This window comes from Burkholderia sp. PR2 (genome assembly GCF_052372875.1).
GTDB classification, from domain to species: Bacteria; Pseudomonadota; Gammaproteobacteria; order Burkholderiales; family Burkholderiaceae; genus Burkholderia; species Burkholderia diffusa.
On the sequence record NZ_JBQRWH010000004.1, the window covers coordinates 878,901 to 904,391 of the forward strand.

28 protein-coding genes and 2 pseudogenes are annotated in these 25,491 nt (G+C 68.0%); 8 read left to right on the forward strand and 22 right to left on the reverse strand.

Going from position 1 to position 25,491, the window contains the following annotated elements; all coding sequences use genetic code 11:
* Positions 1-18: 18 nt before the first annotated feature.
* From ACT2FV_RS21230 to ACT2FV_RS21250, 5 genes and pseudogenes are all read right to left on the reverse strand, one after another.
* On the reverse strand, positions 19-276 hold the full coding sequence (locus ACT2FV_RS21230; protein WP_444504742.1) for a helix-turn-helix domain-containing protein: 258 nt from the start codon (positions 274-276) through the stop codon (positions 19-21).
* Positions 277-519: 243 nt separating this feature from the next.
* The gene (locus tag ACT2FV_RS21235; RefSeq protein ID WP_059605430.1) at positions 520-726 is read right to left on the reverse strand and encodes a hypothetical protein; all 207 of its coding nucleotides are present in this window, start codon (positions 724-726) and stop codon (positions 520-522) included.
* 9 nt (positions 727-735) lie between these two features.
* Positions 736-948 (reverse strand): annotated as a pseudogene (rpsU, locus tag ACT2FV_RS21240) (30S ribosomal protein S21).
* A 34-nt stretch (positions 949-982) separates the two neighbouring features.
* Positions 983-1,192 (reverse strand): hypothetical protein, encoded by a 210-nt coding sequence (locus tag ACT2FV_RS21245; RefSeq protein ID WP_151048863.1) that lies wholly within the window; start codon positions 1,190-1,192, stop codon positions 983-985.
* A 47-nt stretch (positions 1,193-1,239) separates the two neighbouring features.
* The gene (locus ACT2FV_RS21250; protein WP_059605424.1) at positions 1,240-1,524 is read right to left on the reverse strand and encodes a hypothetical protein; all 285 of its coding nucleotides are present in this window, start codon (positions 1,522-1,524) and stop codon (positions 1,240-1,242) included.
* A gap of 498 nt (positions 1,525-2,022) precedes the next feature.
* On the opposite strand from ACT2FV_RS21250, the gene ACT2FV_RS21255 reads away from it, so the two are divergent.
* Positions 2,023-3,183, forward strand: coding sequence for an enolase C-terminal domain-like protein (locus tag ACT2FV_RS21255; RefSeq protein ID WP_444504743.1), 1,161 nt, complete (start codon positions 2,023-2,025; stop codon positions 3,181-3,183).
* Positions 3,184-3,330: 147 nt separating this feature from the next.
* Here ACT2FV_RS21255 and ACT2FV_RS21260 read toward each other — a convergent pair whose 3' ends face one another.
* The 3 genes from ACT2FV_RS21260 to ACT2FV_RS21270 all read right to left on the reverse strand — a co-directional run bounded on the left by ACT2FV_RS21260 (position 3,331) and on the right by ACT2FV_RS21270 (position 5,358).
* Positions 3,331-3,867 (reverse strand): chromate transporter, encoded by a 537-nt coding sequence (locus ACT2FV_RS21260; protein ID WP_444504744.1) that lies wholly within the window; start codon positions 3,865-3,867, stop codon positions 3,331-3,333.
* Complete coding sequence (locus ACT2FV_RS21265; protein WP_124903011.1) at positions 3,864-4,475, reverse strand: chromate transporter; 612 nt, start codon at positions 4,473-4,475, stop codon at positions 3,864-3,866. The genes ACT2FV_RS21260 and ACT2FV_RS21265 overlap by 4 nt, the downstream gene beginning before the upstream one ends.
* A gap of 127 nt (positions 4,476-4,602) precedes the next feature.
* Entirely contained in the window at positions 4,603-5,358 is a 756-nt protein-coding gene (locus ACT2FV_RS21270) for a DeoR/GlpR family DNA-binding transcription regulator (RefSeq protein WP_444504745.1), read from the reverse strand.
* A gap of 81 nt (positions 5,359-5,439) precedes the next feature.
* Here ACT2FV_RS21270 and ACT2FV_RS21275 point away from each other — a divergent pair, with 81 nt between their 5' ends.
* Positions 5,440-6,045, forward strand: a complete 606-nt coding sequence (locus ACT2FV_RS21275; RefSeq protein WP_175815719.1) for an NUDIX domain-containing protein — start codon at positions 5,440-5,442, stop codon at positions 6,043-6,045.
* A gap of 79 nt (positions 6,046-6,124) precedes the next feature.
* The gene (locus ACT2FV_RS21280) at positions 6,125-7,009 is read left to right on the forward strand and encodes an SIR2 family NAD-dependent protein deacylase (protein WP_444504746.1); all 885 of its coding nucleotides are present in this window, start codon (positions 6,125-6,127) and stop codon (positions 7,007-7,009) included.
* A 37-nt stretch (positions 7,010-7,046) separates the two neighbouring features.
* On the opposite strand, the pseudogene ACT2FV_RS21285 reads toward ACT2FV_RS21280, so the two are convergent.
* Positions 7,047-8,251 (reverse strand): annotated as a pseudogene (locus ACT2FV_RS21285) (S53 family peptidase).
* 403 nt (positions 8,252-8,654) lie between these two features.
* Here ACT2FV_RS21285 and crcB point away from each other — a divergent pair.
* Complete coding sequence (gene crcB, locus ACT2FV_RS21290) at positions 8,655-9,041, forward strand: fluoride efflux transporter CrcB (RefSeq protein WP_059530237.1); 387 nt, start codon at positions 8,655-8,657, stop codon at positions 9,039-9,041.
* Positions 9,042-9,065: 24 nt separating this feature from the next.
* Complete coding sequence (locus tag ACT2FV_RS21295; RefSeq protein WP_124629659.1) at positions 9,066-9,416, forward strand: DUF190 domain-containing protein; 351 nt, start codon at positions 9,066-9,068, stop codon at positions 9,414-9,416.
* 9 nt (positions 9,417-9,425) lie between these two features.
* Here ACT2FV_RS21295 and ACT2FV_RS21300 read toward each other — a convergent pair whose 3' ends face one another.
* Entirely contained in the window at positions 9,426-9,989 is a 564-nt protein-coding gene (locus ACT2FV_RS21300) for a YggT family protein (RefSeq protein ID WP_059530230.1), read from the reverse strand.
* 76 nt (positions 9,990-10,065) lie between these two features.
* On the reverse strand, positions 10,066-10,995 hold the full coding sequence (locus tag ACT2FV_RS21305; protein ID WP_151048871.1) for a Rossmann-like and DUF2520 domain-containing protein: 930 nt from the start codon (positions 10,993-10,995) through the stop codon (positions 10,066-10,068).
* 512 nt (positions 10,996-11,507) lie between these two features.
* Here ACT2FV_RS21305 and ACT2FV_RS21310 point away from each other — a divergent pair.
* Positions 11,508-11,804, forward strand: coding sequence for a hypothetical protein (locus ACT2FV_RS21310; protein WP_124629662.1), 297 nt, complete (start codon positions 11,508-11,510; stop codon positions 11,802-11,804).
* Between the two features lie 103 nt (positions 11,805-11,907).
* On the opposite strand, the gene ACT2FV_RS21315 is transcribed toward ACT2FV_RS21310, so the two are convergent.
* The gene (locus tag ACT2FV_RS21315; RefSeq protein ID WP_059605390.1) at positions 11,908-12,579 is read right to left on the reverse strand and encodes a LysE family translocator; all 672 of its coding nucleotides are present in this window, start codon (positions 12,577-12,579) and stop codon (positions 11,908-11,910) included.
* 34 nt (positions 12,580-12,613) lie between these two features.
* Complete coding sequence (locus ACT2FV_RS21320; protein WP_124902997.1) at positions 12,614-14,170, reverse strand: UbiD family decarboxylase; 1,557 nt, start codon at positions 14,168-14,170, stop codon at positions 12,614-12,616.
* 597 nt (positions 14,171-14,767) lie between these two features.
* Here ACT2FV_RS21320 and ACT2FV_RS21325 point away from each other — a divergent pair.
* Complete coding sequence (locus ACT2FV_RS21325; RefSeq protein WP_444504747.1) at positions 14,768-15,895, forward strand: transglycosylase SLT domain-containing protein; 1,128 nt, start codon at positions 14,768-14,770, stop codon at positions 15,893-15,895.
* Between the two features lie 119 nt (positions 15,896-16,014).
* Here ACT2FV_RS21325 and ACT2FV_RS21330 read toward each other — a convergent pair whose 3' ends face one another.
* From ACT2FV_RS21330 to ACT2FV_RS21370, 9 genes are all read right to left on the reverse strand, one after another.
* Complete coding sequence (locus ACT2FV_RS21330) at positions 16,015-17,211, reverse strand: pyridoxal phosphate-dependent aminotransferase (RefSeq protein WP_059605381.1); 1,197 nt, start codon at positions 17,209-17,211, stop codon at positions 16,015-16,017.
* A gap of 67 nt (positions 17,212-17,278) precedes the next feature.
* Positions 17,279-17,716: a transcription antitermination factor NusB gene (gene nusB, locus ACT2FV_RS21335; RefSeq protein ID WP_059605377.1), complete on the reverse strand. Its 438-nt coding sequence runs from the start codon at positions 17,714-17,716 to the stop codon at positions 17,279-17,281.
* The gene (gene ribH, locus ACT2FV_RS21340; RefSeq protein WP_444504748.1) at positions 17,713-18,225 is read right to left on the reverse strand and encodes a 6,7-dimethyl-8-ribityllumazine synthase; all 513 of its coding nucleotides are present in this window, start codon (positions 18,223-18,225) and stop codon (positions 17,713-17,715) included. The genes nusB and ribH overlap by 4 nt, the downstream gene beginning before the upstream one ends.
* A 53-nt stretch (positions 18,226-18,278) precedes the next feature.
* The gene (gene ribBA, locus ACT2FV_RS21345; protein ID WP_059605371.1) at positions 18,279-19,421 is read right to left on the reverse strand and encodes a bifunctional 3,4-dihydroxy-2-butanone-4-phosphate synthase/GTP cyclohydrolase II; all 1,143 of its coding nucleotides are present in this window, start codon (positions 19,419-19,421) and stop codon (positions 18,279-18,281) included.
* Between the two features lie 187 nt (positions 19,422-19,608).
* Positions 19,609-20,127: a DUF1993 domain-containing protein gene (locus tag ACT2FV_RS21350; protein WP_059605368.1), complete on the reverse strand. Its 519-nt coding sequence runs from the start codon at positions 20,125-20,127 to the stop codon at positions 19,609-19,611.
* A 182-nt stretch (positions 20,128-20,309) separates the two neighbouring features.
* Positions 20,310-20,939, reverse strand: coding sequence for a riboflavin synthase (locus tag ACT2FV_RS21355; RefSeq protein ID WP_059680800.1), 630 nt, complete (start codon positions 20,937-20,939; stop codon positions 20,310-20,312).
* A gap of 14 nt (positions 20,940-20,953) precedes the next feature.
* Positions 20,954-22,075 carry a bifunctional diaminohydroxyphosphoribosylaminopyrimidine deaminase/5-amino-6-(5-phosphoribosylamino)uracil reductase RibD gene (gene ribD, locus ACT2FV_RS21360; protein ID WP_059605363.1) on the reverse strand — a complete coding sequence of 374 codons (1,122 nt, stop codon included), beginning with the start codon at positions 22,073-22,075 and terminating at the stop codon, positions 20,954-20,956.
* A gap of 15 nt (positions 22,076-22,090) precedes the next feature.
* The gene (gene hemL, locus ACT2FV_RS21365) at positions 22,091-23,374 is read right to left on the reverse strand and encodes a glutamate-1-semialdehyde 2,1-aminomutase (protein WP_444504749.1); all 1,284 of its coding nucleotides are present in this window, start codon (positions 23,372-23,374) and stop codon (positions 22,091-22,093) included.
* Between the two features lie 176 nt (positions 23,375-23,550).
* Complete coding sequence (locus tag ACT2FV_RS21370; RefSeq protein WP_444504750.1) at positions 23,551-24,015, reverse strand: hypothetical protein; 465 nt, start codon at positions 24,013-24,015, stop codon at positions 23,551-23,553.
* 246 nt (positions 24,016-24,261) lie between these two features.
* On the opposite strand from ACT2FV_RS21370, the gene ACT2FV_RS21375 reads away from it, so the two are divergent.
* On the forward strand, positions 24,262-25,479 hold the full coding sequence (locus ACT2FV_RS21375; protein WP_444504751.1) for a Bcr/CflA family multidrug efflux MFS transporter: 1,218 nt from the start codon (positions 24,262-24,264) through the stop codon (positions 25,477-25,479).
* The last annotated feature ends 12 nt before the right edge of the window (positions 25,480-25,491 follow it).

Here is a 25,491-nt window from a genome sequence, read left to right on the forward strand (position 1 = left end):
GTGCCGACGAGCAAGGGTTCAGTCGGGATCGCAAGCAGGGGATTCCGGCTCAACAAACTCGCTCCGGTTCGGAAACAACTCGCCGAGCGTGGCCGCACGCTCGGCCGATTCCGCTATTCCGTCGATCTCACCGATCGCATCGGGTGTCTGCAGCTCACGATAGGCGCTCGGCGCCATCCCGTACGCCCGCCGAAGCGCGCGCCCGAGGTGCGACGCATGGGCAAATCGGCAGGTCGACGCGATCTCCAAAATGCTCTTGTCCGGATACATCAGCATCCATGCTGCCGGGCGCTTCCTTGAACAGCCGTCGTTCCGCGAGCATGTCCCGCAAGTAGATCAATCGTTTCGTGATCCGCGGCAGAACGGTGGTGATCGGAGGGGTGTCGAACGACCTTGCGGGGGTTAGGCGATGGGCAAAGAAGCGCGGCCAGTCCGGAGTCAATCAGAGCGCTCGCGTGCGTCGCGATGTCCGCGCAGCGCCGCCCGGCACGACGCGATTCGACAACGTCGGGGCGACGTTCACTGCTCGATGCTCAGGGCTTTTTCGATCGCGGCAATCAATCTGAATGCATCGTCTCGGCCGATCAGGAGGCCGCGACTGGTGTACTCGCAGCCGAACGCGTAGAAGCTAGGCAGAAGCGTGATCGCATCCTTCTGTCGATCGAAATCGACCTCGCACTTCGTCAACGGGAAGAATGGAGGGTCCTCGACGGTCGGCTGATACACGGCGTTCTCCTAATAGAGCTTGCGAGGCGGCAGCATGCGTTTCGCGAGGAGGCACTGTCTCGCGACGGCGCTGGCTTTCTTGCGCTTGCGCTCGGTAGTTGGCTTTTCATAGCCGGTGCGACCACGCAACTCGCGGATCAGGCCCGTCTTCTCGATGTTTCACCGGAAGCGCCGAAGCGCGACATCGACAGGTTCGTCGGGCTTGCGGATGATCGTCGTCATGCAGGTGCTGTTTCAAGACACGCGTGGCGGAACACTAGCCGAGCCGGGTCATGACGGCACTCGCGATCTCGTCGGATTCGAATTCGGAATATCCGGCGCTGATCGTCAATGCGCGCACTGCAGCGAACATCTGCAACTCGGGTTGGTGACGCAACGCAGAACCGGCGAGGCCGTCGTGCGGGACTGCGTCGGTAGTGGAAATCTCTCGCCGTTCGATCAGGCGGAGGAGTTCATCGATAATCATTTCGTCATCCGAATCAGGGTGCGGCCGCGCTGCCGCGACAGGAAGCGTCAATGGGAATCTGCGAAGAGCGGCTGCTTGTCGCGATTGCCGTCGATGATCTGCTCCGCGTAGCGAACGGACGCGCGGCGCGCTTCGCCCGCCGATTCGAACGGTGCGTTGTCGATCAGCCGGAATGTTTCGCTGCGGGTCAGCGTGTCGGTGGTGCCGCGCAGGCAGATCTTCACGGCCGCGTCGAAGCCGGCGTCGTAGTTGTGCGTATTACCGTTCAGCGACGGAGTGTGCGGGTAGATCAGCGGATAGATTTCGAAGCCACGATAGAGATGCATGCTCATGATGAACTCCTGGGTTCGGGCGCGACAAATCGCGTGGACGAACGCATCCGACCGGTATCACCGCGGCGCGGTGTGACGGGTGGGGTGAAAAGGACAGCAATGCGCGCGGGTAACGGAGGGTAACGGCGCGACGCAGCGAGAGGGTAGACGGCGGGGCGAGCGGCGAGTGCAGTAACGCGGGCTCGGACAAAATTCATCATACGCGCTTCGCGTCGGATGTCTATCTAATTCGCGGCCGTGCCAGTGGGGTGCGATGACCGGCGTCGAGGCGTGCGACGCGCCTCGCGCCTCGCACGTGATGCGGCGGTCGTCCGCACGTCGACGCGGCACGGCGCGGTTCGGATGATGTCGAGCGAGTCGGATCCCTTCGCCGCATCGCGACGGTCGCGCGTCTGCACGACATCGCGCAGGCGCCTATGATGCAGCGATCCGCCATTCGCGCCGTCCGAAATGCGCGCATGGTCCGCAAACGCCGAACGTTTTCCCGGAACCCCGACCATGCGCATCATCGACATCCGCGAGCAAGCGATCCCCGTTTCCCGCCATGCAGATCCGACGCTTCCGTCGGGCGACCTGACGACGAGCGTCGTCGCGATCGTCACCGATGTCGTGCGCGATGGCCGGCCGATCACGGGTTATGGCTACGCTTCGGTCGGTCGTCATGCACAGGGCGGGTTGATTCGCGAACGGTTCGCGCCGCGTCTGCTGGCCGCCGCGGACGCCATCGCCGACGACGCCGGCACGAACCTCGATCCGTTTCGCGCATGGCGCGCGATGATGGCAGGCGAGAAGCCCGGCGGGCACGGCGAACGCTGTGTCGCGGTCGGCGTGCTCGACATGGCGATCTGGGATGCCGCCGCGAAGATCGCGGGGCTGCCCCTCCATCGCTTCGTCGCCGACGGGCTCGCGCGCAACGCGGCACCTCGCGTGCGTGTCTATGCGGGCGGCGGTTACCGCTATCCGCACGACGATCTCGCGCACCTGTCGGACGAGATGCGCCGCATCGCCGATCTCGGCTACACGCACGCGAAGATCAAGATCGGCGGCGCGGATGTCGATGACGACAAAAGGCGCATCGAGGCGGCCGCGGCGTGTCTGGCCGACAGTTCGCATCTCGCGGTCGATGCGATGAATAGGTATGACGCGACGAGCGGCCGCGCAGCCGTCGCGATGCTGGCACCGTTCGAACTCTGGTGGTTCGAGGACCTTTGCGATCCGCTTGACCTGCCGCTTCATGCGGACCTGACCGCGCAATACGCGCCGCCGGTCGCGGCCGGTGAGGCGTTGTTCTCGCTCGCGGAAGCGAAGCTGATCGAACGCTACGGCGGCCTGCGCCCGGACCGCGACGTCCTTGTGTTCGATCCGGTGCATTGCTATGGCCTGCCGGGCTATCTGCAGATCGTCGACCATTTCGTGTCGAACGGCTGGCGGCGCGATGCGTTCTGGCCGCACGGTGGTCATCTGTTCTCGTTGCACGTCGTGTCGGCGCTCGGGCTCGGCGGCGCCGAAGTGAGCCCGTTCGCGTTCCGCCCGTTCAACGGGCTGGCGGACGGCGAATCGGTCGACGCCGGCTACGCGGCCGTGCCACAGGCGCCGGGCATCGGCTTCGAGTGTCATGCCGATGCGTACCGCGCGTTTCGCGCGGTAGCCGGCTTGTGAACTGCGCGGCCGGTCTCGGCGCGCGTCGATCGCGAAGCGGACCGCGAACCCGAGCATCATCGCGGTGACGACGCGCCCGAGCACACACTGCGTGAGCGCGCGGTCGAACCATGCGCGGCACGCCCGTACGCCATAGGCGAGCCGCCGTCACCCGATCGCGTGCGCGCCGACCAGCAGCAACGCGCCGACGACGATCAGCAGCAGTGCGTGAATGCGCGTGACCATCACGCATATCGTCGACATGACCGCGATCGCCCGCGCGGGCCAGCCGCCGTCGAGCGCCTGCAGCAGCACCCAGACGGACGCGAGGATCATGCCGGCCGCGACCGGGCGCAGGCCTGCCTCCAGCGCGACCTGCCAGCGTGCGCCCTGGTGGCGCCGCCACAGATGCGCTGCGCCGTAGATCAGGAACGCGGTCGGCCCGAACAGCGCGAGCGTCGCGATGACCGCGCCCCAGAAGCCCGCCACCTGCCAGCCGATCAGCGTCGCGAGCAGCGAGCCGGGGCCCGGCGCCATTCGCGCGATCGCGAAGTCGTTCACGAACTGCGAGGCCGTCATCCAGTGATGCACGTCGACGACCTGCCGCTGGATGTCCGCGATGATCGCCTGACCACCGCCGATCGTCGCGATCGACAGCGGTGCGAATACGCCGAACAGGGCGGCGTAGCGTGACGAGGCAGTCATCGTTCGTCGCTCCCGACGATGGATGCGGCCGCGCGCCGGTATTCGAGCGCGACGCTCAGCGCGCCGGCGATAAGTACGGTCCATACGAGCGGCCAGTGCAGCACGGCCACCGACACGAACGTAAGCGCCGCCACCGCGAACGGCAGCGCGCGGCGCGGCAGTCGGCGCACCGCGGTGATCGCCATCGAGATCGACAGCCCGATCGCCGCGGCGGCCGCGCCCGCGAGCGCGACGTGCGTGAGCGTGAAGCGCGTCAGCGTCGAGAACGCGACGCCGAACAGCACGATCAGCACGGCCGGCGGCGCGATGATGCCGGTGAAGCCGGCCACCGCGCCGCGCCATCCGGCCAGCCGGTAGCCGATCCAGATCGCGAGGTTCTTCACGTTGACACCCGGCAGCGCCTGCGACAGCGCAAGGCCGTTGAGGAACGCTTCCTCGTCGAGCCAGCGCCGCTCGTGAACGAAGTCGCGCATCATGCGCCCGCTGAGCCCGCCGCCGAAGCTGGTCAGGCCGATCTGCGCGAACGCGATGAACAGTGCGAGGACGCCGGGCGGCGGGGCAGGGCCGTCGGGTGGCGCGGGTGTGATCGGGTTGCAGGGTGAAGACATCGGGCGGGGCGCGGCGGGTGGGCAGTCGCCCATCGTAGCAAGCGGCACCTGTCGGCACGCTGACATCGCGCCGACGACGATGTCGGTGCCGCCCCACCGGCGTGCAGACGTCGAAGCCGCGGCTCGGCTACGCGCGCACGACCGTCACGCCCGCGGCCTCGATCGGCTCGGTCAGCGCTGCATCGGTTTCCCGTTCGACCACGATCGCTTGTGCGAGCGTGAGTTCGCCGATCGCGAACTGCGACGCCGCTCGCAGTTTGGATTGCGAAGCCAGCACGATCGTCTCGCCGGCGCGCCCCGCGAGTGCGCGCTTGATCGCCGCTTCCTCGAAGTCGCCGGTGCTCAGCCCCGCGACTGGATGAACGCCGGTCACACCCATGAAATACAGGTCCGCGTGAATGCGCGAGATGCCTTCCATCGCCGCGGCGCCCACCGCGACGATCGAATGCTTGTACAGCCGTCCGCCGATCAGGATCACGTCGATCGACGGATGCGCGGCCAGTGCGACGGCGACGCTCGGGCTGTGCGTGACGATCGTCGCGCGCAGGTCGGGCGGCAGCTCGCTGACGAGCAGTGCCGAGGTCGTGCCGCCGTCGACGATCGCGACCTGTCCGGGCGCGATCATCTGCGCGGCCCGGCGCGCGATGCGCCGTTTTTCCGCGGTTTCGAGCAGCTCGCGCTGCGCGAACGGCGCGACCGCCGGCGACGCCGGCAGCGCGCCGCCGTGCACGCGCTGCAGCAGGCCCTCGGCCGCCAGTTCGCGCAGGTCGCGCCGGATCGTGTCCTCGGACACGCGGAATTGCGCGCTCAGTTCGACGGCCAGCACCTGGCCGTCGCGGGCGAGCGCGTCGAGGATCGCTTTCTTGCGTTGGGTCGTCAGCATCGGGTTTGCACGAAATTTCTTGAAATTGCACGAATATGCACGCTACCATGAGTGCCGTCACTTGTCGAATGGGAGACCACCATGGCCGCAACGCGGGACCGCGTCCGCATCGTCGATACGACGGTGCTGTCCGACGACTGGTATGTGCTGAAGAAGGTAACGTTCGATTTCCTGCGCCGCGACGGCACGTGGCAGCGCCTGAGCCGCGAAACGTACGACCGCGGCAACGGCGCGACCATCCTGCTGCGCAACGCGAGGACGGGCGACGTGCTGCTCACGCGGCAGTTCCGGATGCCGGCGTTCGTCAACGGACACGACGGGATGCTGCTCGAAGCCGCCGCCGGCCTGCTCGACGACGCGACGCCCGATGCACGCATTCGCGCGGAGGCCGAAGAGGAAACCGGCTATCGCGTGCGCGGCGTGCGCAAGGTGTTCGAGGCGTTCATGAGTCCCGGCTCGGTGACGGAAAAGCTGCATTTCTTCGTCGGCGAATACGATGCGTCGCTGCGCACGGGCGACGGCGGCGGCATCGCGGAGGAGGGCGAGGATCTCGAGGTCGTCGAGATGCCGCTGCACGCGGCGCTGGATGCCGTCGAGCGTGGCGAGATCGTCGACGCGAAGACGATCATGCTGCTGCAGTACGTCGCGCTGCGGGAACCCGCGGGCGTGCGCGCCGCGGCTGTGTGATGTCGCGGCGCGGCGCCCGAACCGGCGTATGATCGCGCGACGCCACTCGCGCACCGTTCGACGCTTCCGCTGCCCCATCATGCCGATTTCCGACTCGTCCGATTCCACTGATTCCACCGATTCCAGCGCCGCTGCCGAGCCACTGCCGGCTCATCTGGTCGCGTCCGCCGTCGAGGCGCTCGCGCGCGCCGATGCGCTGCTCGTGACGGCCGGCGCGGGCATCGGCGTCGATTCGGGGCTGCCCGATTTCCGCGGCACGGACGGCTTCTGGCGCGCGTACCCGGCGCTGCGCCACGAGCGTTTCGAATTCCACGAGATCGCCTCGCCGCAGGCGTTCCGCGCACATCCGCAGCTTGCGTGGGGCTTTTACGGACACCGTCTCGGACTCTACCGGCAGACGGTGCCGCACGCGGGCTTCGCGATCCTGCGGCGCTGGATGGACGCGATGCCGAACGGCGGCTTCGTGCTGACGAGCAACGTCGACGGCCAGTTTCAGAAGGCCGGTTTCGATCCGGCGCGTGTCGCCGAGATTCACGGTTCGATTCATTCGATGCAGTGCCTGCGACCCTGCTCGGACGACACGTGGGACGCCGCGCCGTTCACGCCCGATGTCGACGCGGCCGCGTGCCGGCTGGTCGGCGAGCTGCCGCGCTGCCCGCGTTGCGGCGGCCTCGCGCGACCGAACATCCTGATGTTCGGCGACAACGGCTGGCTCGGCGAACGCTACGACGCGCAGGAGCGGGCCCTGCAGGACTGGATCGCGCAGGCGGGATGGGTGACCGTCGTCGAGATCGGCGCGGGCACCGCGATTCCGACCGTGCGTCTCTCGAGCGAACGGCTCGGTGCCGACGTGATCCGCATCAATGCACGCGAGACCCATGCCCGCCGCGCGGACGTGATCGGGCTGAAGGGCAGCGCGCTCGCGACGCTCGTGGCGCTCGACCGTGCATGGCACGGCAGCTGAGCGGCGCGGGACGAATCGGCCGGCCGCGGCCGCGCGATCACGGCTGTGCGACGAGCGCCTGGACGAGCGCCGGCGCGATCGGCGAGCCGAGGCCCGTCACGTAGTCGTAGCCGCCCGCTGCATTGCAGATGCTGCCGCAAGTGCCGTTGGATCCGGTCGTGACGTCGTGATAGTCGCTGCCGTAGGCGTTTTTCCCGACCGTATAGAGCGTGTCGTAGGTGCCGCTCAGCGCGTGTTTGCCGGCCGCCGTGCGCAGCGAATTCGCGATGGCGACGAGCGCCGACCATTGCGGCGCGCCCGCGCTCGTGCCGCCGACCTGGAACCAGCCGGCCTGCCCCTGATAGGTGACGGAGTCGTACACCGCGAAGCCGCTTGACGGATTCGCGTCGTAGCTGACGTCGGGCACGCCGCGCTTGCCGGCCACCGGCACCGGCCAGCCGGTCTGCCCGGCCGGCTCGGCCTCGATCGAGCTGACGCCGCCGCCGCTGCCGCTCCACGCCGCCTCGCTGACGTAAGTGCCGGATGCGTCGGTGGACAACGTCGTGCCGCCCACCGCCACCACGTACGGCGACGCCGCCGGGTACTCGGTGCCGGTGCCGCTGTCGCCGGACGACGCGACGAACGTGACGCCCGATGCGTTGAAATGGCTGTCGAAGCCGGTCTCGCTGCCGAACTCGTTGCCGCCGAAGCTCATCGACACGACCGATGCGCCGCGCTTGACCGCTACGTCGACCGCGGCCATCAGGTCACTGAAGCTGGCCGACGCGGCCTCGACGAGCACGATCTTCGCCTTCGGTGCGATCGCATGCACCCATTCGACGTCGAGCGACATCTCGAGCGACCAGCCCGCGTCCGTCTTGGGTCGCGTGCCGCGCGCGTAGACCTTGGTGAAACAACCGTTCGACGAAGTGCAGGCCGGCAGCGAGAACGCGTTGCTGAACACGCCGAGATCGGCTTCGGATCGTCGTACGCGTCGACGATCGCGACGACCATCCCGTCGCCCTGGTTGGCGATCGAATCGAACCCGTACGCATGGCGTACGAGCACGGGTGTGAGGCCGGCCACCGTGGCCGTGCTGGCGCGCTGTTTCGTGTGGAAAGGCGGGCGCGCATAGCCTTTCGGCGCGCGGTTGCCTTCGACGTAGGACGGGGGGCCGTTGTCCTCGGCGAGCGCGACGCTCGACGCGAGCAGCGACGCGCACAGTGCCGGAATCAACATGGATGACAGGCGGTAATTGTTCATTTTTCGAGTTTCCATGTCGATGGAGTGGGGGAGCGAAATGATTTTACGAAATCAGCAGAGCGAATTGCATTGAATATCGACCCGATTCGGGAATGTCTGGATTAGGGAAAACACGCGAAATGCCCATGAAGAAAGGCTTGCATGGCTGGTGCGGGGCTGACTTTTCGAATTCGTGAAAATCTGATGAATAATCGATTCGTTTCCGGCGATTTGTAATGACCTGCGTAATGCATTGGAAAATATCGAGCTCGGCGGTGCGTGGAAATAATGAAATGCACGATTCCGGCGCGACACCATCCGGTGCGCGCTGGGGTGCCGGCCGGCATTGCCGTCGCGGCGCGATTCCGCATACAGTTCGGCGTAGGCCGCGCCCGCGATGCGGCCTCGTCAGCGAGGAGCTCCCTTGTTCTATTCGATCGTCGCGATCTTCGTCGGCGCCGGGCTCGGCGCATTGCTGCGCTGGTTCCTGAGCCTTGCGCTCAACGCGTTCTTTCCCGCCGTGCCGCTCGGTACGCTCGCCGCAAACCTGATCGGCGGCTACGTGATCGGCATCGCGGCCGTCGCGTTTACCACCCGCGTCGGGCTGCCGCCCGAGTGGCGGCTGTTCGTGATCACGGGCTTCCTCGGCGGCCTCACGACGTTCTCGACCTATTCGGTCGAAGTGATGACGCACGCGGTGCAGGGCGAATTGGGATGGGCGTTCGCGGTGGCTGCCCTACACTTGACTGGATCGTTCACGCTGACGGCGCTCGGCATGTGGACCGCGCGCGCGTGGTTCGCGGCAGCCTGAGCGCGCCGGCATCGGGAGGACGCGATGGACAGGGTTTTCTTGCGCTTCTACGTGCACGAGCAGCACCGGCTGCACTGGAAGCCGCTGTGGGAGTGGTTGCTGGAGGAAGGAAACCGGATGGGCGTCGCGGGCGGTTCCGCGTTTCGGGCGATGGCCGGCTTCGGCCGGCATCGGGTGCTGCACGAGGACCGCTTTTTCGAGCTGCAGGGCTCGCTCGCGATCGAGGTCGAGTTCATCGTCACCGAGGACGAGGCGCAGCAACTGCTCGAGCGGCTTGCGCGCGAGAAGGTGCGCGTGTGCTACGCGATGATTCCCGCGCGCTTCGGGGTGATCGACACGCTCGAGGTGTCGCCGGCGCAGGGGCCGGCAGCATAGCGCAACGCGTCAGATGCCGAACATCGTCAGCGACACGGCGGCGCGCGTGACGATCATCAGCAGCACCTGCACGATCACGAACAGCAGGATCGGCGACAGGTCGATGCCGCCCAGGTTCGGGATCACGCGGCGCAGCGGGTTCAGGAACGGCGCGGTGAGCTGGTAGAGGATCGGCATCGCCGGCGAGCGCGGATTGAGCCACGACAGCAGCGCCATCAGGATCGTCATCCAGATCACGAGATTGAGCGCCCACTTCACGACGGTGAGCAGCGCGACCACGACGAGCGTCGCGATCACCGAGGCCGGATCCAGGCCGGCCATCACGACCATCAGCACCACATAGACGAGCGCGGTGAGGAGGGCGGCGACGACGCTTGCCCAGTCGATGCCGCGCACGCCCGCGATCACGCGGCGCAACGGCAGCACGAGCCAGTTGGTCGCCTGCAGCACGGCCTGCGTGACGGGGTTGTACGGCGGCACGCGGACGGCCTGCATCCAGACGCGCAGAATCAGCGCCGCGCCGAACAGTGTGAAGACGGTATTGAGCAGAAAACGGGCGATCTCGCCGAACATCGTTGGCATCCTTTTTATACAGTCGGGTAGCGTGCGGCCGCCAACGCCGGATGGCGGCGCATCGGCCGACACCTTATCACGCCTCGTCTCGCGGCGGGGAGGGGTGCCCGGTCGTGCGCTCGAGCGACGTTTCGACGGCCTGCGCAAGCGCCGGCAGCGCGGCCGGCGGCGCCGCGCGCTTCGCCGCGAGCGCGACTGCGCGGCGGGTCATCAGCGCATACAGGGTCGCGTGGTCGCCGCCGCGCGCTTCGAGCAGCGCGAGCTGACGCTTGACGATGCCGGTGTCGCCGCGCGACACCGGGCCTGCCAGTGCGTTCGCGAGGCCCTTGTCGCGCGCGGTGGCGATCGTGCCGGCGAGCATCGGCAGCAGCGCGCGCAACGCCGCTTCCTCGTCGAAGCCGAGGCCGCGCCACAGCTCGACCGCTTCCGACAGCCCGCACAGCGCGAAGCTCGCCGCGTAATGCGCGGCCGCGTGATACAGCATTCGGCCGCCGGCCGGAATCGACAGCGGATGGCAACCGAGTGCGGCAGCAAGTCGCAGCAGCGTCGCGTGCAGCGCGCCGTCGGCTTCGAGCGTGACCGAGCAGCCGTCGATGCGGGAGAGATCGGCGTCCGTGCCGCCGAACAGGTAGAGCGGGTGGAAGCCGCCCGTGGCCGCGCCTTGGCGCTTTGCCGGATCGAGCAACTCGACCGCCGACGCGCCGCTGCAGTGGACGAGCGCCTGGCCTGCCGCGCGCGCCGCGTCGAACCGCAGCGCGGCGGCGGTCGATGCGAGATGGTCGTCGGGCACGGTCAGGAAGATCAGGTCGGCGGCGTCGACAACCTGCTGCGGCGTGTCGACCGCCCGGCAGCCGTCGATGCGCGCGGCAAGTGCCGCGGCCGATGCCGTCGTGCGACTCGCGATCGCGATGACCGGAAAGCCGGCCGCCGCGAAGCGCAGGGCGAGGCAGCGCGCCAGGCGGCCGGCGCCGATGAAGCCGAGGCGGGGGAGAGCGGGGAGGGGCATGGCGGGTCACGCAGCGAAAACGGAGCAGACGTCAGTATCGCAGGAATGACGGGGCGGTCGCGGATCGGCGGCGATGCCGAACGGGGACGGCCTGGACGGCAGCGTTCGGTGCGGACAAGGTAAATTCGCGCCGCGGTTTCGCCTCCGTCGAAGATGGCCTAATCCGGCCCCAAATCGCGCGGGGGCTGTGTCCCGCCTGGATTGTCGGCGTCCTGTTTCAAATTTGTAATCGTTCATTACGGAAGCGTGCCGGCCGCGCTTACCGGATCCGGTAAGACTGACCGGCCGGCGCGTCGCGGTTTGGCTGCTCGGACGGAATCGCGGGACTCGCGAGGGGGATTGCCGGGCCTCGGCGCCCTGCTGCACGGTCGCCGCCGCCGCGTGGAATTGCAATTTGCAACAAATGCGCCATACGCGAGCGGTGGGTTTTCGCTACATTGCATCCATGCGACGTGCATGCCCGCCGTTGCCGACAGGAGCGTACAAATTACCGCTCCAGCAGGAGAATCGAAGTGAAAAAGCTCATTCCGTTCATCGCCGCCGCCGCGCTGGCCCTGGGGGCCGCAAGCGCCGCTCAGGCTCACGTGTCGATCGGGGTCGGCATCGGGGTCCCGATCGCACCTGCGTATCCCGTGTATGCACCGCCTCCGCCCGTTTATTACGCACCGCCCCCGCCGGTGTATTACGCGCCGGCGCCGGCCTACTATGCACCGCCTGCCGTGGTCGTCGGCGGCTACGGCGGCTACTACGGCCGTCCGTACTGGCGTCACGGCTACGGCGGCTGGGGTCACCACGGCTGGCGTCGTTGACGAATTCCGCGCGGCGGCCTGACCGCGCGCGGCAAAACGGCGCAACGTCCCTCGCGGGGCGTTGCGCCGTTTTTCATTTGGGGCGCGGCTGTGCGTGCGGCGGTCACGCCGCGTGGGCAATCAGGTCGCGGTAGCCGCCGACGATCACGCTGTACGAGAAATACGCGAACAGCAGCGCCGACGCGACGTGGCACGCGCGCATCATCCCGGCGCCCGCGCGCTTGCGGCCCTGGCTCGCGAGCGTGCACATGAAGAGCGTCCACGCGAGGCCGCCGAGGAAGAAGCCGGACAGGAACACCGACGCCGTCGCCGGCGTGGTCGCGCCGGCTTTCGCGATCAGCGCGCCGCCGACCGCCGCGAACCACAGAATCGCACTCGGCGACGACATCGCCAGCAGCATTCCGCGCACGAAGCTGCGCCGCGCGCTGGCACGCGGCTGCGGCGTGTCGTCCGCCGTGCCGTCGTGGCCGCTGCCGGCCGGCGCGAGCGCTTCACGCGCCATCTTCCACGTGAGGAACAGCAGCACCGCACCGCCGCCGATCCAGACGATCCAGCGCACGGCCTCGAACTGCAGCAGCACGGCCATGCCCGCGAGCGCGAGCGCCGCGTAGACGAGATCGCCGACGCACGAGCCGACGCCGAGCCAGAAGCCCGGCCGGAAGCCGTGCGACAGCGTCAGCGACAGCATCGCGACGTTGACGAGGCCGATGTCGAGACACAGCGACAGCGACAGGAAGAACCCGTCGGACAGCATCGAGGTGGGGGGAAAGCTCATCGTTGTTCTTGCCGGGTGCGTTCAAGGCGCGGACTTACAGTCCGATTTCCTGCCAGAGACGGTCGACACGCGCCTTCACCGCCGCATCCATCTCGATCGGGCGACCCCATTCGCGGTTCGTCTCGCCCGGCCACTTGTTGGTCGCGTCGAGCCCCATCTTCGAGCCGAGGCCCGCGACGGGCGACGCGAAATCGAGATAGTCGATCGGCGTCCTGTCGACCATCACGGTGTCGCGCACGGGGTCGACGCGCGTCGTGATCGCCCAGATCACCTCGTTCCAGTCGCGGATGTTGACGTCCTCGTCGACGACCACGATGAACTTCGTATACATGAACTGCCGCAGGAAACTCCACACGCCGAACATCACGCGCTTCGCATGGCCGGCGTAGCTCTTCTTCATCTGGACGATGGCCATCCGGTAGCTGCAGCCTTCCGGCGGCAGGTAGAAGTCGGTGATCTCGGTGAACTGCTTCTGCAGCAGCGGCACGAACACCTCGTTGAGCGCGACGCCGAGCACGGCCGGCTCGTCGGGCGGTTTGCCCGTATAGGTCGAGTGATAGATCGCGTCGCGGCGCATCGTGATCCGCTCGACGGTGAACACCGGGAACCACTCCTGCTCGTTGTAGTAGCCGGTGTGGTCGCCGTACGGGCCTTCGAGCGCGTGTTCGTATGCGGCGGCCGCGTTGCCGGCCGGCCGCGGCGGTGCGCCGGCCGGGGCAGGGGCGGGTGCGCCTTCCTGCGGATGGATGAAGCCTTCGAGCACGATCTCCGCGCGGGCGGGCACCTGCAGCGTATCGACGCCGGGCGTCAGGCACTTCGCGAGCTCGGTGCGGCTGCCGCGCAGCAGGCCGGCGAACTGATACTCGGACAGTGAATCGGGCACGGGCGTCACCGCGCCGAGCGTCGTAGCCGGATCGGCGCCGAGCACGACCGCGACCGGATACGGCTTGCCGGGGTTCTTCAGCGCGAATTCGCGGAAGTCCAGCGCACCGCCGCGATGCGCGAGCCAGCGCATGATCAGCTTGTTGCGGCCGATCAGTTGCTGGCGGTAGATGCCGAGGTTCTGGCGTGGCTTGTTCGGCCCGCGCGTGACCGTGAGGCCCCACGTGACGAGCGGCCCTGCGTCGCCGGGCCAGCAGGTCTGGATCGGCAGCTTGTTCAGGTCGACGTCGGCACCTTCCCAGACGATCTCCTGGCACGGCGGCGACGACACCGATTTCGGCGCCATGTCCCATACGGCCTTCGCGAGCGACAGCAGCTTGCCGGCGTCCTTCAGGCTCTTCGGCGGATCCGGCTCCTTCAGCGCGGACAGCAGCCGCCCGAGGTCGCGCAGCGAGCCGAGCGCGGCGTCGTCGCCCGCATCGACACCCATCCCGAGCGCCACGCGGCGCGGCGTGCCGAACAGGTTGCCGAGCACCGGGAACGCATTGCCGGGCGGCGCTGCGAACAGCAGCGCCGGGCCGCCGGCGCGCAGGACGCGGTCGCACAGTTCGGTCATTTCGAGCACGGGCGACACGGGCTGCGTGACGCGCCGCAGCTCGCCGAGCGCCTCGAGGCGCTGGATGAAATCGCGTAAGTCTTTGTATTTCATGAAGAAGGTCCGAGCCACCCGCAAGGCGGGCAGCGATGGGCGGGCGCAGCGGCCGGCTGCGGCCCCGAATCGACCGACGATTTTACCCGGGCGGCCGCTCGCACGCCCGGCGGAGAAAAAAGTCGACGGCGCGCAGAGCCCCTACGGCAGCGGGCTTGCGATCTGAAGGGCGATTCAAAATTACTTTTTGTTATGATTTTGCGGTTTTATAGTGTTGACGATCTATAAAACCCTGCTAGAATCCGCTCACATTGGTTGCAGGGTAAAAGGCTTCGAGCCGCCAATCACCGATCTTTGACGCAGCGCGTCACCGTCCGCCGAAACCTGCACGGCGTATTCGACGGCCTTTGTCGTAGTCCCAGCCAGCGCCACGAGACGCTGGTTTTTTTGCGTGGGTGCCACCGCGTATGCCCGCCTCGCCCAATGTGCGAAGGTGCCGGCCCTCTTACACCGTGGCCTCGAACGGTACTTATACCGTTTCCCCGATGCTTGCGCGTCCCAACCAAGGCGTGCGGCGTCGTGATTCCGCGGCGCGTTTTCCGTCTCGCCATCGAGCTGAGCGAGCCGCACGAGTCATGTTCATGGGAGATGATCTGAATGAACGCTTGGTTATCGTGGCGTCCTAGTGAGCAGCATGCACAAATCGTGCGCAACATGCTGCGTCGCGGGACGCGTGTCAGTCACCATCTATTCAGCGTTGTCGGCTGTCTCGCTGTCGCGGTCGCACTTGCCCTGTGGTTGCTGCCGACCGTGCGCGGGAATCTCGCCGCGAAGCTGATGCCGGTCGTATCCGCGGCCGTGCAGGCCGGTCCGGCCCGTCTGCTGACCGGCCATCCGCTGCCGAACTTCGCGCCTGCTGGCGCGCAGCCGCAGCAGGAAGACGCCCCGGAAACGGATGCGCTCGCCGTCGGTCTCGACGTCACGCCGGAAACCGCCGCGCAGAACGATGCGTCCGATCCGGCCCGTAGCGGCCCGTCGCCCGTCGCGCTGGCGAAACTGATCCCGACCCAGCGGGTCCCGGCCGATGCGCGCGACGATCGTGCGCTCGCGTCGAACCGCGAACAGGCGCTCGTCGCCACCTACCTGTCGCGCCGTTACAGGGTCGCGCAGGAGCCGCTCGGCCAGCTCGTCAAGGCTGCGTTCCAGACCGGCCGCGACGTCGGCCTCGATCCGCTGCTGCTGCTGTCCGTGATGGCGATCGAATCGGGCTTCAACCCGTACGCGGAAAGCGGCGTCGGCGCGCAAGGCCTGATGCAGGTCATGTCGAAGGTTCATTCCGACAAGTTCGAATATTTCGGCGGCACGGACACCGCGCTGCAACCGCTCGCGAACCTGCAGGTCGGCGCGCTCGTGCTGAAGGACTGCATCGCCCGCGGCGGCTCGCTCGCGAACGGGCTGCGTCTGTACAACGGCTCGACCAACCCGGACGACACCGCCTACGGCTCCAAGGTCATGGCCGAGCGCGGCCGCCTGCGCGATGTCGCGCATGGCCGCAGCGTGCCGGTCAATGCGCCGCAGGCGCCGGCCCAGCCGTCGAAGCCGATCGTGACCGCGGCCGTGACGGCAGCAGCCGGCGGCGCCAAGCGCGTGCATGCGACGCTCGACGGCGCGCAGCCGATCACCGCGAAAGCGGCTGCCGCGCCGAAGGGCGCACCGCAGCAGGACGACGCAAGCGTCGACACCGCGAAGCAGTCGCACGGCGACCACTCGGAACTCGGCGCGTAACGTCCCGCGGCTCCGGCCAGACTCCAGCAAAAAGGCACCCGATTCGGGTGCCTTTTTCTTTTTTTGCGCGGGGCAACGGCCGGTGTGCCGGCCGGGAAAGCGGATCGGCGGATCGGCGGTCAGTGCTGGCCAAACAGTGCCGCGAGCCGCTCGACGGCCTCTTCGAGGCGCGAGTAGGCGGTCGCATAGGACAGCCGGATATAGTCGCGCGGCGCATGCACGCCGAAATCCATGCCCGGCACCAGCACGACGCCCGCATCGTGCAGCATCGCGTGCGTGAGCGCCGCGCTGTCGCCGGCCGCGGGATGGGCGACGCCGCCGCAGTGCGCATATACGTAGAACGCGCCGTCCGGCATCACGGGCACCGTGAAGCCGAGCTTCTCGAGCGCTGGCGCGATGAAATCGCGGCGACGCTTGAATTCGAGGCGGCGCGCCTCGTAGATGTCGAGTGCTGCCGGTTCGAAGCATGCGAGCGCCGCGTGCTGCGCGAGCGCGGACGGACAGATGAACAGGTTCTGCGACAGCTTTTCGAAGGTGCCGACGAGCGCGGGCGGCACGACGAGCCAGCCGAGCCGCCAGCCGGTCATGCTGAAGTACTTCGAGAAGCTGTTCACGGTGACGACATCGTCGCCGAACGACAGCGCCGACACGGGCGCCGCGTCGTAGCTGAGCCCCTGGTAGATTTCGTCGACGATCGTGAAGCCGCCGCGTGCGCGCACGGCTTCGACGATCCGCTTCAGTTCGTCCGGCTCGAGCGACGTGCCGGTCGGGTTCGACGGCGACGCGAGCAGCACGCCGCGCGTGTGGCTGCCCCAGCGCGTGCGGACGTCGTCCGCGGTGAGCTGGAAGCGCGCTTCCGGGCCGCTCGGCACGAGCACCGGCCGACCTTCGGCCGCCGCGACGAAATGCCGGTTGCACGGATACGACGGGTCGGGCATCAGCACCTCGTCGTCACGGCCGACCAGCGCGAGGCACGCGAGCAGCAGCGCGGCGGAGGCGCCGGCCGTCACGACGATCCGCTCGGGGCTGATCGTGAGGCCGTAGGCGCGCGCATAGTGCGCGGCGATCGCTTCACGCAGCGGCGCGATGCCGAGCGCGCTCGTGTACTGCGTGACGCCGCGGCGCAACGCGGCCGCGGCCGCCTCGACGACGGGCTCCGGCGCGGTGAAATCCGGTTCGCCGATGCCCATGTGGATAACATCGCGCCCGGAGGACTCGAGCCGCTGTGCCTCCTTCATCAGTTCCATCACGTAGAAGGGCTGGATCGCGTCGACGCGTGCGGCGAGCGTGACGAGCGAATCGGCGGTGGTATTCATCGGTCGGGCGGGGCGGGGGAGAGAATGAAAAACGGGCGCTTGCGCGCCCGTGGACAAACAAACGGTATCAGCCGTTGCGGCGCGCCTGCGTTTCGGCGGGGCGCAGCTTCGCGGCGAGCTTGTCGAGCACGCCGTTGACGTACTTGTAGCCGTCGGAGCCGCCGAACGTCTTCGCGAGTTCGACCGCTTCGTTGATGATCACACGGTACGGCGTTTCGACATGGTGAGTGAGCTCGAACGTCGCGATCAGCAGCACCGCACGTTCGACCGGAGACAACTGGTCGATCGGGCGGTCGAGCGACGGCGTCAGCGCTTCGACGAGCGTCGCGTGCTCGCGGATCACGCCGTGCAGGATGGCTTCGAGCAGTTCCTTGTCAGCCTTGTCGTAACCGAGCGCGCCGCGCAGCTGCGCGTCGATCTCGCCGGAGGCCGCGTTCGACAGCAGCCACTGATACAGGCCCTGCGTCGCCAGCTCGCGCGATTGTCGGCGGGCGCTCTTCTTCATGCGCGCTCCTCTTCGTCTTCTTCCTCTTCGTCCTCGTCGTCGTCGCCGAGCTGGTCGAGTGCCATCGTCAGGTTGGCCATCTCGACCGCGACGCGCGCGGCGTCACGACCCTTTTCGGTCATGCGCGCGACGGCCTGCTCGTCGTTTTCGGTCGTCAGGACCGCGTTGGCGATCGGCAGGTTGAAGTCGAGGCCGATGCGGGTGATGCCCGCGCCGCTTTCGTTCGACACGAGTTCGAAGTGGTACGTCTCGCCACGGATCACCGCGCCGAGCGCGATCAGCGCGTCGAACTGGCCGCTTTCCGCGAGTTTCTGCAGCGCGAGCGGGATTTCCAGCGCGCCGGGCACCGACACGAGCAGCACATCTTCACCGGAGACGCCGAGGCGCTCGAGTTCCTCGACGCACGCATCGGCGAGGCCGTTGCAGACGGGTTCGTTGAAGCGGGATTGCACGATGCCGATACGCAGGCCGTCGCCTTCGAGATTCGGTTGGTATTGTCCGATTTCCATGATCTGGTCCGTGGTGTGGATGAACGGTTATAGGGCGAAAGCGTCGTGGCGGGTTACGCGTGGGACGCCGGGCAGGACTTGGCTTCGCCGCCGGGCATCGGAATGAAGCCCGTGACTTCGAGGCCGTAGCCGGACATGCTGCCCAGCTTGCGCGGATTCGACAGCACCTGCATCTTGCTGACGCCGACATCGCGCAGGATCTGCGCGCCGATGCCGAACGTCTTGAAATCGACCGGCCGGCGCTTCAGCGCAGCGGCCTTTTCTTCCTCGTCGAACGCCTTGAAGACGTCGATCAGATGTTCCTTCGTGTCGCCGCAGTTGAGCAGCACGATCACGCCGAGGTCGCGTTCCGCGATCTCGCGCATCGCCGCGTCGAGCGTCCACGAGTGCGTCGAGATGCTCGTCTCGAGCAGATCGAGGACCGACAGCGGCTCGTGCACGCGCACGGGCGTATCGACGTCGGGCGACGGCGTGCCGCGCACAAGCGCGATGTGCGGCGAGCCGCTCGGCTGGTCGCGGTACAGCACCGCGCGGAACGTGCCGTGCGCGGTCTGCATCGTGCGCTCGGCGATCCGCTCGATGATCGATTCGGTGCGGCTGCGATAGTGGATGAGGTCGGCGATCGTGCCGATCTTCAGACCGTGTTCCTTCGCGAATTCGATCAGGTCGGGCAGGCGCGCCATCGTGCCGTCGTCCTTGATGATCTCGCAGATCACCGCGGCCGGCGTGAGGCCCGCGAGCGCGGTGAAGTCGCAGCCGGCCTCGGTGTGGCCGGCGCGCACGAGCACGCCGCCCGGCTGCGCCATGATCGGGAATACGTGCCCCGGCTGCACGATGTGCTCGGGGCGGACGTCGTGCGCGACCGCCGTGGCGATCGTGTGCGCGCGGTCGGCGGCCGAGATGCCGGTCGTCACGCCCTCGGCCGCTTCGATGCTGACCGTGAACGCGGTGCCGTACTGCGTGCCGTTGCGGTAGGTCATCAGCGGCAGGTGCAGCTGCTTGCAGCGTTCCTGCGTCAACGTCAGACAAACCAGGCCGCGGCCGTACTTGGCCATGAAGTTGATCGCTTCCGGCGTGACGAATTCGGCGGCGATCACGAGGTCGCCTTCGTTTTCGCGGTCTTCTTCGTCGACCAGGATCACCATCCGGCCGGCTTTCAACTCCGCGATGATGTCGAGCGTGGAGGCGAGCGTCATAAGGGGGCGAGAAAGAGGAAAGTGCGTATTTTACGCCAGCCGGGCGACGTTTCGGCTGGCACCGGCTGCGCGCGGCCGGCGAGCGCGCCGGAAAGCGGTGCGACCGGCCGTCGGGCCGGGCCTGCCCGGGCCGTCGCGGCCCGCCCGAAGACGGGCCACCGCAGGCCGGCCGAGCCCCGGCCGTGCGTCACGCTTGTTCGTTACGGCCGCCGAGGTAATCGAGCTTGCCAAGTTCGACGCCGCTGTGGCGCAGGATGTCGTATGCCGTCGTCACGTGGAAGAAGAAGTTGGGCAGCACGAAGTTCAGCAGATACGATTGGCCGGTGAACTCGATCGGGCCGACGCGCATCTTGAGCACGACCTGGCGCGCTTCGCTGCCATCGATCTGCGCGGCGTCGAAGCCTTTCAGATAGTCGATCGTCTTCTGGATGCGCGCGTGCAGTTCGTCGAACGTCTGCTCGACGTCGGGATAGCTCGGGATGTCGACGCCGGCGAGCCGCGCGGCGCAGCCCTTGGCCGTGTCGGTCGCGATATACACCTGGCGGACGAGCGGCAGCATGTCCGGATAGAGGCGTGCGCCGATGAACACCGACGGGTCGATCTGCTTCTCGGCCGCATGCGCCTGCGCCTTGCCGAGGATGTGCTGCAGGTTGGTGAGGCCGCGGATCAGGACGGGCAGCGAAGCCTGGTACATCGAGATGGACATGGGACGACTCCTGGAGGAAAAGGGGGCAGCCGGTACGCGGCGCACCGTGCGTCGCGGCGCCGAAACCGCTGCCGTTGCATCTTAGCGCGACGGGATGACCCGTGCGCGTCGTTGGCCATCAGGTCAGGTGCCGGGCCGCACCGCCGGCTGCCATTTACCATCCAGGGGGCGGAACAGTCTGGTCAGTCCTGATGCACGCCCTGCGATGCCGACATCATCCGCTCCACATACCGCGCGATCATGTCGATTTCGAGATTGACCTTGTCGCCGGCCTTCACGTGACGCAGTGTCGTGACCTCGACCGTATGCGGGATCAGGTTGATCGAGAACTCGCAGCCGTCGGCGCGATCGTCGACCGTGTTGACGGTCAGGCTCACGCCGTTGACCGTGATCGAGCCCTTGTACGCGAGATAGCGGCCGAGCTCGCGCGGCGCGACGATCCGCAACTCGTGCGATTCGCCGACCGGCGCGAAGCGCGTCACGGTGCCGAGGCCGTCGACGTGGCCCGACACGATGTGCCCGCCGAGGCGATCGTGCGCGCGCAGCGCCTTCTCGAGGTTCACTTCGCCCGGCTGCGCGAGACCGACCGTGCGGTTCAGGCTTTCGCGAGACACGTCGACGTCGAAACCGGTGTCGGTCTTTTCGATCACCGTCATGCACGCGCCCTGGATCGCGATGCTGTCGCCGAGCGCGACATCGGCCAGGTCGAGCCCGCCGGCCTGCACGGTCAGCCGCACGCCCGCCTCGGGCGACGCGCCGAGCGGGTTGATCGCCTCGATGCGGCCGACGGCCGCGACAATTCCGGTAAACATCCTGACGGCTCCGTTCAAAGAGTGGCGGGGGGCGGCGCGACACGCGCCAGGATTCGCAGATCGTCGCCGATCCGCTCGACGCTGTGGAACGCGAGCCGCACGCGGGCGTCGAGGCTCGCCGGCGCGGCGAGGTCGAACATGCCGGCCGCGTCGCTGCCGAGCAGGCTCGGCGCGAGATAGACCAGCAGCTCGTCGACGCACTGCTCGCGCAACAGCGAGCCGTTCAGCTTGTGGCCGGCCTCGACGTGCAACTCGTTGACGCCGCGCGCGCCGAGCGCCGCCAGCATCGCGGGCAGGTCGACCTTGCCGTACGCATTCGCGAGCGGCACGATTTCCGCGCCGCGCGACTTCAGCACGTTCGCGCGCACTTCGCCGGCGGCATCGAGCCGGCCGCAGAAGATCAGCAGCGGCGCGCCTTCGAGCAGGCGCGCATCGAGCGGCAGGTCGAGGCGGCTGTCGACCAGCACGCGCTGCGGCTGGCGCGGCGTGTCGATGCCGCGAACGGTCAGGAGCGGGTTGTCCTCGCGCACGGTGCCGATCCCGGTGAGGATCGCGCACGCGCGCGCGCGCCAGGCGTGGCCGTCGAGGCGCGCGGCCTCGCCGGTGATCCACTGGCTTTCGCCGGACGGCAGCGCGGTGCGCGCGTCGAGCGACGCGGCCGTCTTCATCCGCACCCATGGACGGCCGCGCGTCATCCGCGACACGAAGCCGATGTTCAGTTCACCCGCTTCGTTCGCGAGCAGCCCGCAGCGCACGTCGATGCCCGCGTCGCGCAGCATTCCGAGGCCGCGCCCCGACACTTGCGGATTCGGGTCTTCCATCGCCGCGACGACCTTCGCGACGCGCGCGTCGATCAGCGCGTTCGCGCACGGCGGCGTGCGGCCGAAGTGGCTGCACGGCTCGAGCGTCACGTACACGGTGGAGCCGGCGACGTCATGGCCGCGCGCACGCGCGTCCTTCAGCGCCTGCACTTCCGCGTGGTCCTGGCCGGCCGGCTGCGTGAAGCCTTCGCCGATCACGTCGCCGTCCTTGATGATCACGCAGCCGACGCGCGGGTTCGGCGCGGTCGTATACATGCCGCGCGCCGCGAGCGTCAGCGCGCGCTGCATGTGGGCGAAATCGGTATCCGAGAACATGCGTGCGGACCCGGGTCAGGCGGCGAGGGCTGCGAATGCGCGGCGTGCGGCCGCGAGCGTCGCGTCGATCACCGCGTCGTCGTGCGTGCTCGACACGAAGCCGGCCTCGTACGCGGACGGCGCGAAATACACGCCCTCGTCGAGCATCAGGTGGAAGAAGCGGTTGAAGCGCTCGGTGTCGCTCTTCGTGACTTCCGCGAAGCTGGTCGGCACACGCTCCGCGAAGTAGAGGCCGAACATCGCGCCGATCGAGTCGGCGGCGAACGGCACGCCGGCCGCGCGCGCTTCGGCCGCGAGGCCGTCGGCGAGACGCTTCGTCTGCGCGGTGAGCGCGTCGTAGAAGCCGGGCGCCTGGATCAGTTGCAGCGTCTTCAGGCCCGCGGCGACCGCGATCGGGTTGCCCGACAGCGTGCCGGCCTGATAGACGCCGCCGAGCGGCGCGAGGTGGGCCATGATGTCGCGGCGGCCGCCGAACGCGGCGGCCGGCATCCCGCCGCCAATCACCTTGCCGAGGCAGGTGAGGTCGGCCGTGATCCCGTAGTACGCCTGCGCGCCGCCGAGCGCGACGCGGAAGCCGCACATCACTTCGTCGAAGATCAGCACGGCGCCGTGCTTCGTGCACAGCGCGCGCAGCGCGTTCAGGAATTCGGGCGTGCCGCGCACGAGGTTCATGTTGCCTGCGACGGGCTCGACGATCACCGCGCCGATCTCGTCGCCGAACGCGCCGAACGCTTCTTCGAGCGCGGCGACGTTGTTGTATTCCAGGACGGTCGTGTGTTTCGCGATGTCGGCGGGCACGCCGGCCGACGTCGGGTTGCCGAACGTCAGCAGGCCGGAGCCGGCCTTGACCAGCAGGCTGTCCGCGTGGCCGTGATAGCAGCCCTCGAACTTGACGATGCGGCTGCGGCCCGTGAAGCCGCGCGCGAGACGCAGCGCGCTCATCGTGGCCTCGGTGCCGCTCGATACCATCCGCACCTGCTCGATCGACGGGACGAGCTTGCAGATTTCCTCGGCGATTTCGATCTCGGCTTCGGTCGGCGCGCCGAACGAGAAGCCGTCGGCGAGCACGTTCTGCACGGCCGACAGCACTTCCGGATGGACGTGGCCGACGATCATCGGGCCCCATGAGCCGATGTAGTCGATGTACTGCTTGCCGTCGGCATCCCAGAAGTACGGGCCCTGCGCGCGCGAGACGAAACGCGGCGTGCCGCCGACCGAACGGAAGGCGCGCACCGGCGAGTTGACGCCGCCCGGAATGGTCTTCTGGGCGCGTTCGAAGAGGATCTGATTGTTGGACATGGACGAAACCTGCGAGAGAAGGGCGCGGGGGCCTGTGCACGGGCCGCGGCGCTTGGGCGGAACGATCGTCTGATTGTACCGGAGACGCGCATGACGGGCCCGCCGCGCGGTCTGCGGCCTTTCGGCGCGTGAGGGATGGCGCGGGCCGGGCGAGACGAGGGTGTGATTCGGCCCCGTTATCGATCCGGCAACGGTGGCGGCTTGCGCTTGCCGGTCAGCTCGGCCCAGCGCTTCTCGAGCGGGCCTTCGACCATCGGCTTGATCACCGTGCCGGAGGACTGCGCGTCCCAGGTCTGCACCGAGTATGGATGGACGCGCAGCGCGTCGCGCGCGATCACGACGTCCTGGTGCGCGTCGACCAGCCAGTCGTAGACGAAATCGATGCACAGCCGGTAGCCGCGCTTCGTCGCCGGGTCGGGCACCTCGTAGGGCGCGCGCGTCACGTAGCCCGAGCCGAACATGCCCTTCGGCTCCTTCGCGACGCGGTGCAGGAACACACGATCGCCCGGCAGGATGCCGCGCGCGAAGCCGCAGCCCCACACGTCATGCACGGCCTCGCCGGCCTTCACGCGCGCGGCGACGTCGGGCAGTTCGGGCCACGGCCATTTCTTGGGGCTCCAGATCAGCAGGAAGGCGGTCATCGGTTCGATCGTGTGTCGTATTGGTCAGACGAGAGGGGCGAGGAGTTGCAAGCTTAATCGAATCCCGGCGCTCGATCCCGCGCGGTGGGCGTCGCGCCGGTGTTTTCCCGCCAGCCGCCCACTCGGCCGCCAGCACGTAAAAAAGTTGCGCGTACAATCATGGGCCTGAGCGCCGTTCGCGGCGCGGCCTCCCGTCTTCACCGCCACGCGCGCCCCGATGCGCGCGGGCCTCCATTCCGGATACCCATGTCTCACGTCATCCGACGCCGGCCCGATGCCCGGCTGATCCTGTTGCTCGGCGCGCTCGCGGCCTGCGGGCCGATCGCCACCGACATGTACCTGCCGAGCCTGCCGTCGATCGCCGACGGCTTTTCCGTGAGTCCCGGCGCCGCGCAGCGCACGCTGACGAGCTTCATGGCCGGCTTCTCGATCGGCATGCTGCTGTACGGTCCGATGTCCGACACGTGGGGCCGCCGGCCCGTGCTGCTCGGTGGCATCGCGCTGTTCACGCTCGCGAGCGTCGGCTGCTTCGTGTCGAACTCGATCGACATGCTGATCCTCGTGCGGTTCCTGCAGGCGCTCGGCGCCGGCGCGGCGTCGGTGCTGTCGCGTGCGATCGCGCGCGATGCGCACGAGCCGACCGATGCGGCGAAGGTGCTGTCGATGGTTGCGATCGTCACTGCGGTCGGGCCGCTGCTCGCGCCGCTGATCGGCGGGCAGATCCTGCGCTTCTCGGGCTGGCGCGGCGTGTTCGTCGTGCTCGCCGTGTTCGGCGCGGTGTGCGCGGCGACCGCGTACCTGCGCGTGCCGGAAACCTGGCCGAAGGAGCGGCGCAAGAGCGCGGCCGTGCTCGCGTCGTTCGCATCGTACGGGCGCATCCTGTCCGATCCGGTCGCGTGGGGGCACATGCTGTGCGGCGGGATGGCGTTCGCGTCGATGTTCTCGTACATCACCGCGACGCCGTTCGTGTACATCGAGTATTTCCACGTGTCGCCGCAGCACTACGGGCTGCTGTTCGGCCTGAACGTCGTCGGGATCATGATCGGCAACTTCGCGAACACGCGGCTCGTCGGCCGCATCGGCTCGCTGCGCATCATCTCGGCCGCGTCGCTCGTGAGCTGCATCGCGTCGCTGGCGGTCGCGCTCGTCGCGCTGACCGGGTGGGGCGGGTTGTGGTCGATCGTCATGTGCCTGTTCTTCGTGGTCGGCGTGGTCGGGATCCTGTCCGCGAACTGCACGACCGACCTGATGCATCGCTATCCGCACAACGCGGGCGCGTCGGCGGCCGTGTTCGGCGCGATGCAGCTCGCGCTTGGCGCGATCGCGAGCGTTGCGATCGGCGCACTCGCGGACGGCACGCCGTTCGCGATGGGCGTGACGATCGGCGTCACCGGCGTGCTGTGTTTCGTCGGCCGCTCCCTCGTGCTGCGCTGGCATGGCCGGCCGGTGAAAGCGGGCGCCTGAGCCGGCGCGGCA

Coding starts and splice junctions, on each gene's coding strand:
- ACT2FV_RS21255 (WP_444504743.1), top strand. CDS start 2,023: ATGCGCATCATCGACATCCGCGAGCAAGCGATCCCCGTTTCCCGCCAT.
- ACT2FV_RS21325 (WP_444504747.1), top strand. CDS start 14,768: ATGAACGCTTGGTTATCGTGGCGTCCTAGTGAGCAGCATGCACAAATC.
- ACT2FV_RS21295 (WP_124629659.1), top strand. CDS start 9,066: ATGGACAGGGTTTTCTTGCGCTTCTACGTGCACGAGCAGCACCGGCTG.
- ribD (WP_059605363.1), bottom strand. CDS start 22,075: ATGTTCTCGGATACCGATTTCGCCCACATGCAGCGCGCGCTGACGCTC.
- hemL (WP_444504749.1), bottom strand. CDS start 23,374: ATGTCCAACAATCAGATCCTCTTCGAACGCGCCCAGAAGACCATTCCG.
- ACT2FV_RS21315 (WP_059605390.1), bottom strand. CDS start 12,579: ATGAGCTTTCCCCCCACCTCGATGCTGTCCGACGGGTTCTTCCTGTCG.
- ribBA (WP_059605371.1), bottom strand. CDS start 19,421: ATGACGCTCGCCTCCACGCTCGACATCATCGCGGAGTTGAAAGCCGGC.
- ACT2FV_RS21370 (WP_444504750.1), bottom strand. CDS start 24,015: ATGACCGCCTTCCTGCTGATCTGGAGCCCCAAGAAATGGCCGTGGCCC.
- ACT2FV_RS21330 (WP_059605381.1), bottom strand. CDS start 17,211: ATGAATACCACCGCCGATTCGCTCGTCACGCTCGCCGCACGCGTCGAC.
- nusB (WP_059605377.1), bottom strand. CDS start 17,716: ATGAAGAAGAGCGCCCGCCGACAATCGCGCGAGCTGGCGACGCAGGGC.
- ACT2FV_RS21250 (WP_059605424.1), bottom strand. CDS start 1,524: ATGAGCATGCATCTCTATCGTGGCTTCGAAATCTATCCGCTGATCTAC.
- ACT2FV_RS21280 (WP_444504746.1), top strand. CDS start 6,125: ATGCCGATTTCCGACTCGTCCGATTCCACTGATTCCACCGATTCCAGC.
- ACT2FV_RS21350 (WP_059605368.1), bottom strand. CDS start 20,127: ATGTCCATCTCGATGTACCAGGCTTCGCTGCCCGTCCTGATCCGCGGC.
- ACT2FV_RS21245 (WP_151048863.1), bottom strand. CDS start 1,192: ATGATTATCGATGAACTCCTCCGCCTGATCGAACGGCGAGAGATTTCC.
- ACT2FV_RS21265 (WP_124903011.1), bottom strand. CDS start 4,475: ATGTCTTCACCCTGCAACCCGATCACACCCGCGCCACCCGACGGCCCT.
- ACT2FV_RS21320 (WP_124902997.1), bottom strand. CDS start 14,170: ATGAAATACAAAGACTTACGCGATTTCATCCAGCGCCTCGAGGCGCTC.
- ACT2FV_RS21270 (WP_444504745.1), bottom strand. CDS start 5,358: ATGCTGACGACCCAACGCAAGAAAGCGATCCTCGACGCGCTCGCCCGC.
- ACT2FV_RS21275 (WP_175815719.1), top strand. CDS start 5,440: ATGGCCGCAACGCGGGACCGCGTCCGCATCGTCGATACGACGGTGCTG.
- ACT2FV_RS21260 (WP_444504744.1), bottom strand. CDS start 3,867: ATGACTGCCTCGTCACGCTACGCCGCCCTGTTCGGCGTATTCGCACCG.
- ribH (WP_444504748.1), bottom strand. CDS start 18,225: ATGGAAATCGGACAATACCAACCGAATCTCGAAGGCGACGGCCTGCGT.
- ACT2FV_RS21305 (WP_151048871.1), bottom strand. CDS start 10,995: ATGCCCCTCCCCGCTCTCCCCCGCCTCGGCTTCATCGGCGCCGGCCGC.
- ACT2FV_RS21355 (WP_059680800.1), bottom strand. CDS start 20,939: ATGTTTACCGGAATTGTCGCGGCCGTCGGCCGCATCGAGGCGATCAAC.
- ACT2FV_RS21375 (WP_444504751.1), top strand. CDS start 24,262: ATGTCTCACGTCATCCGACGCCGGCCCGATGCCCGGCTGATCCTGTTG.
- ACT2FV_RS21300 (WP_059530230.1), bottom strand. CDS start 9,989: ATGTTCGGCGAGATCGCCCGTTTTCTGCTCAATACCGTCTTCACACTG.
- ACT2FV_RS21230 (WP_444504742.1), bottom strand. CDS start 276: ATGCTGATGTATCCGGACAAGAGCATTTTGGAGATCGCGTCGACCTGC.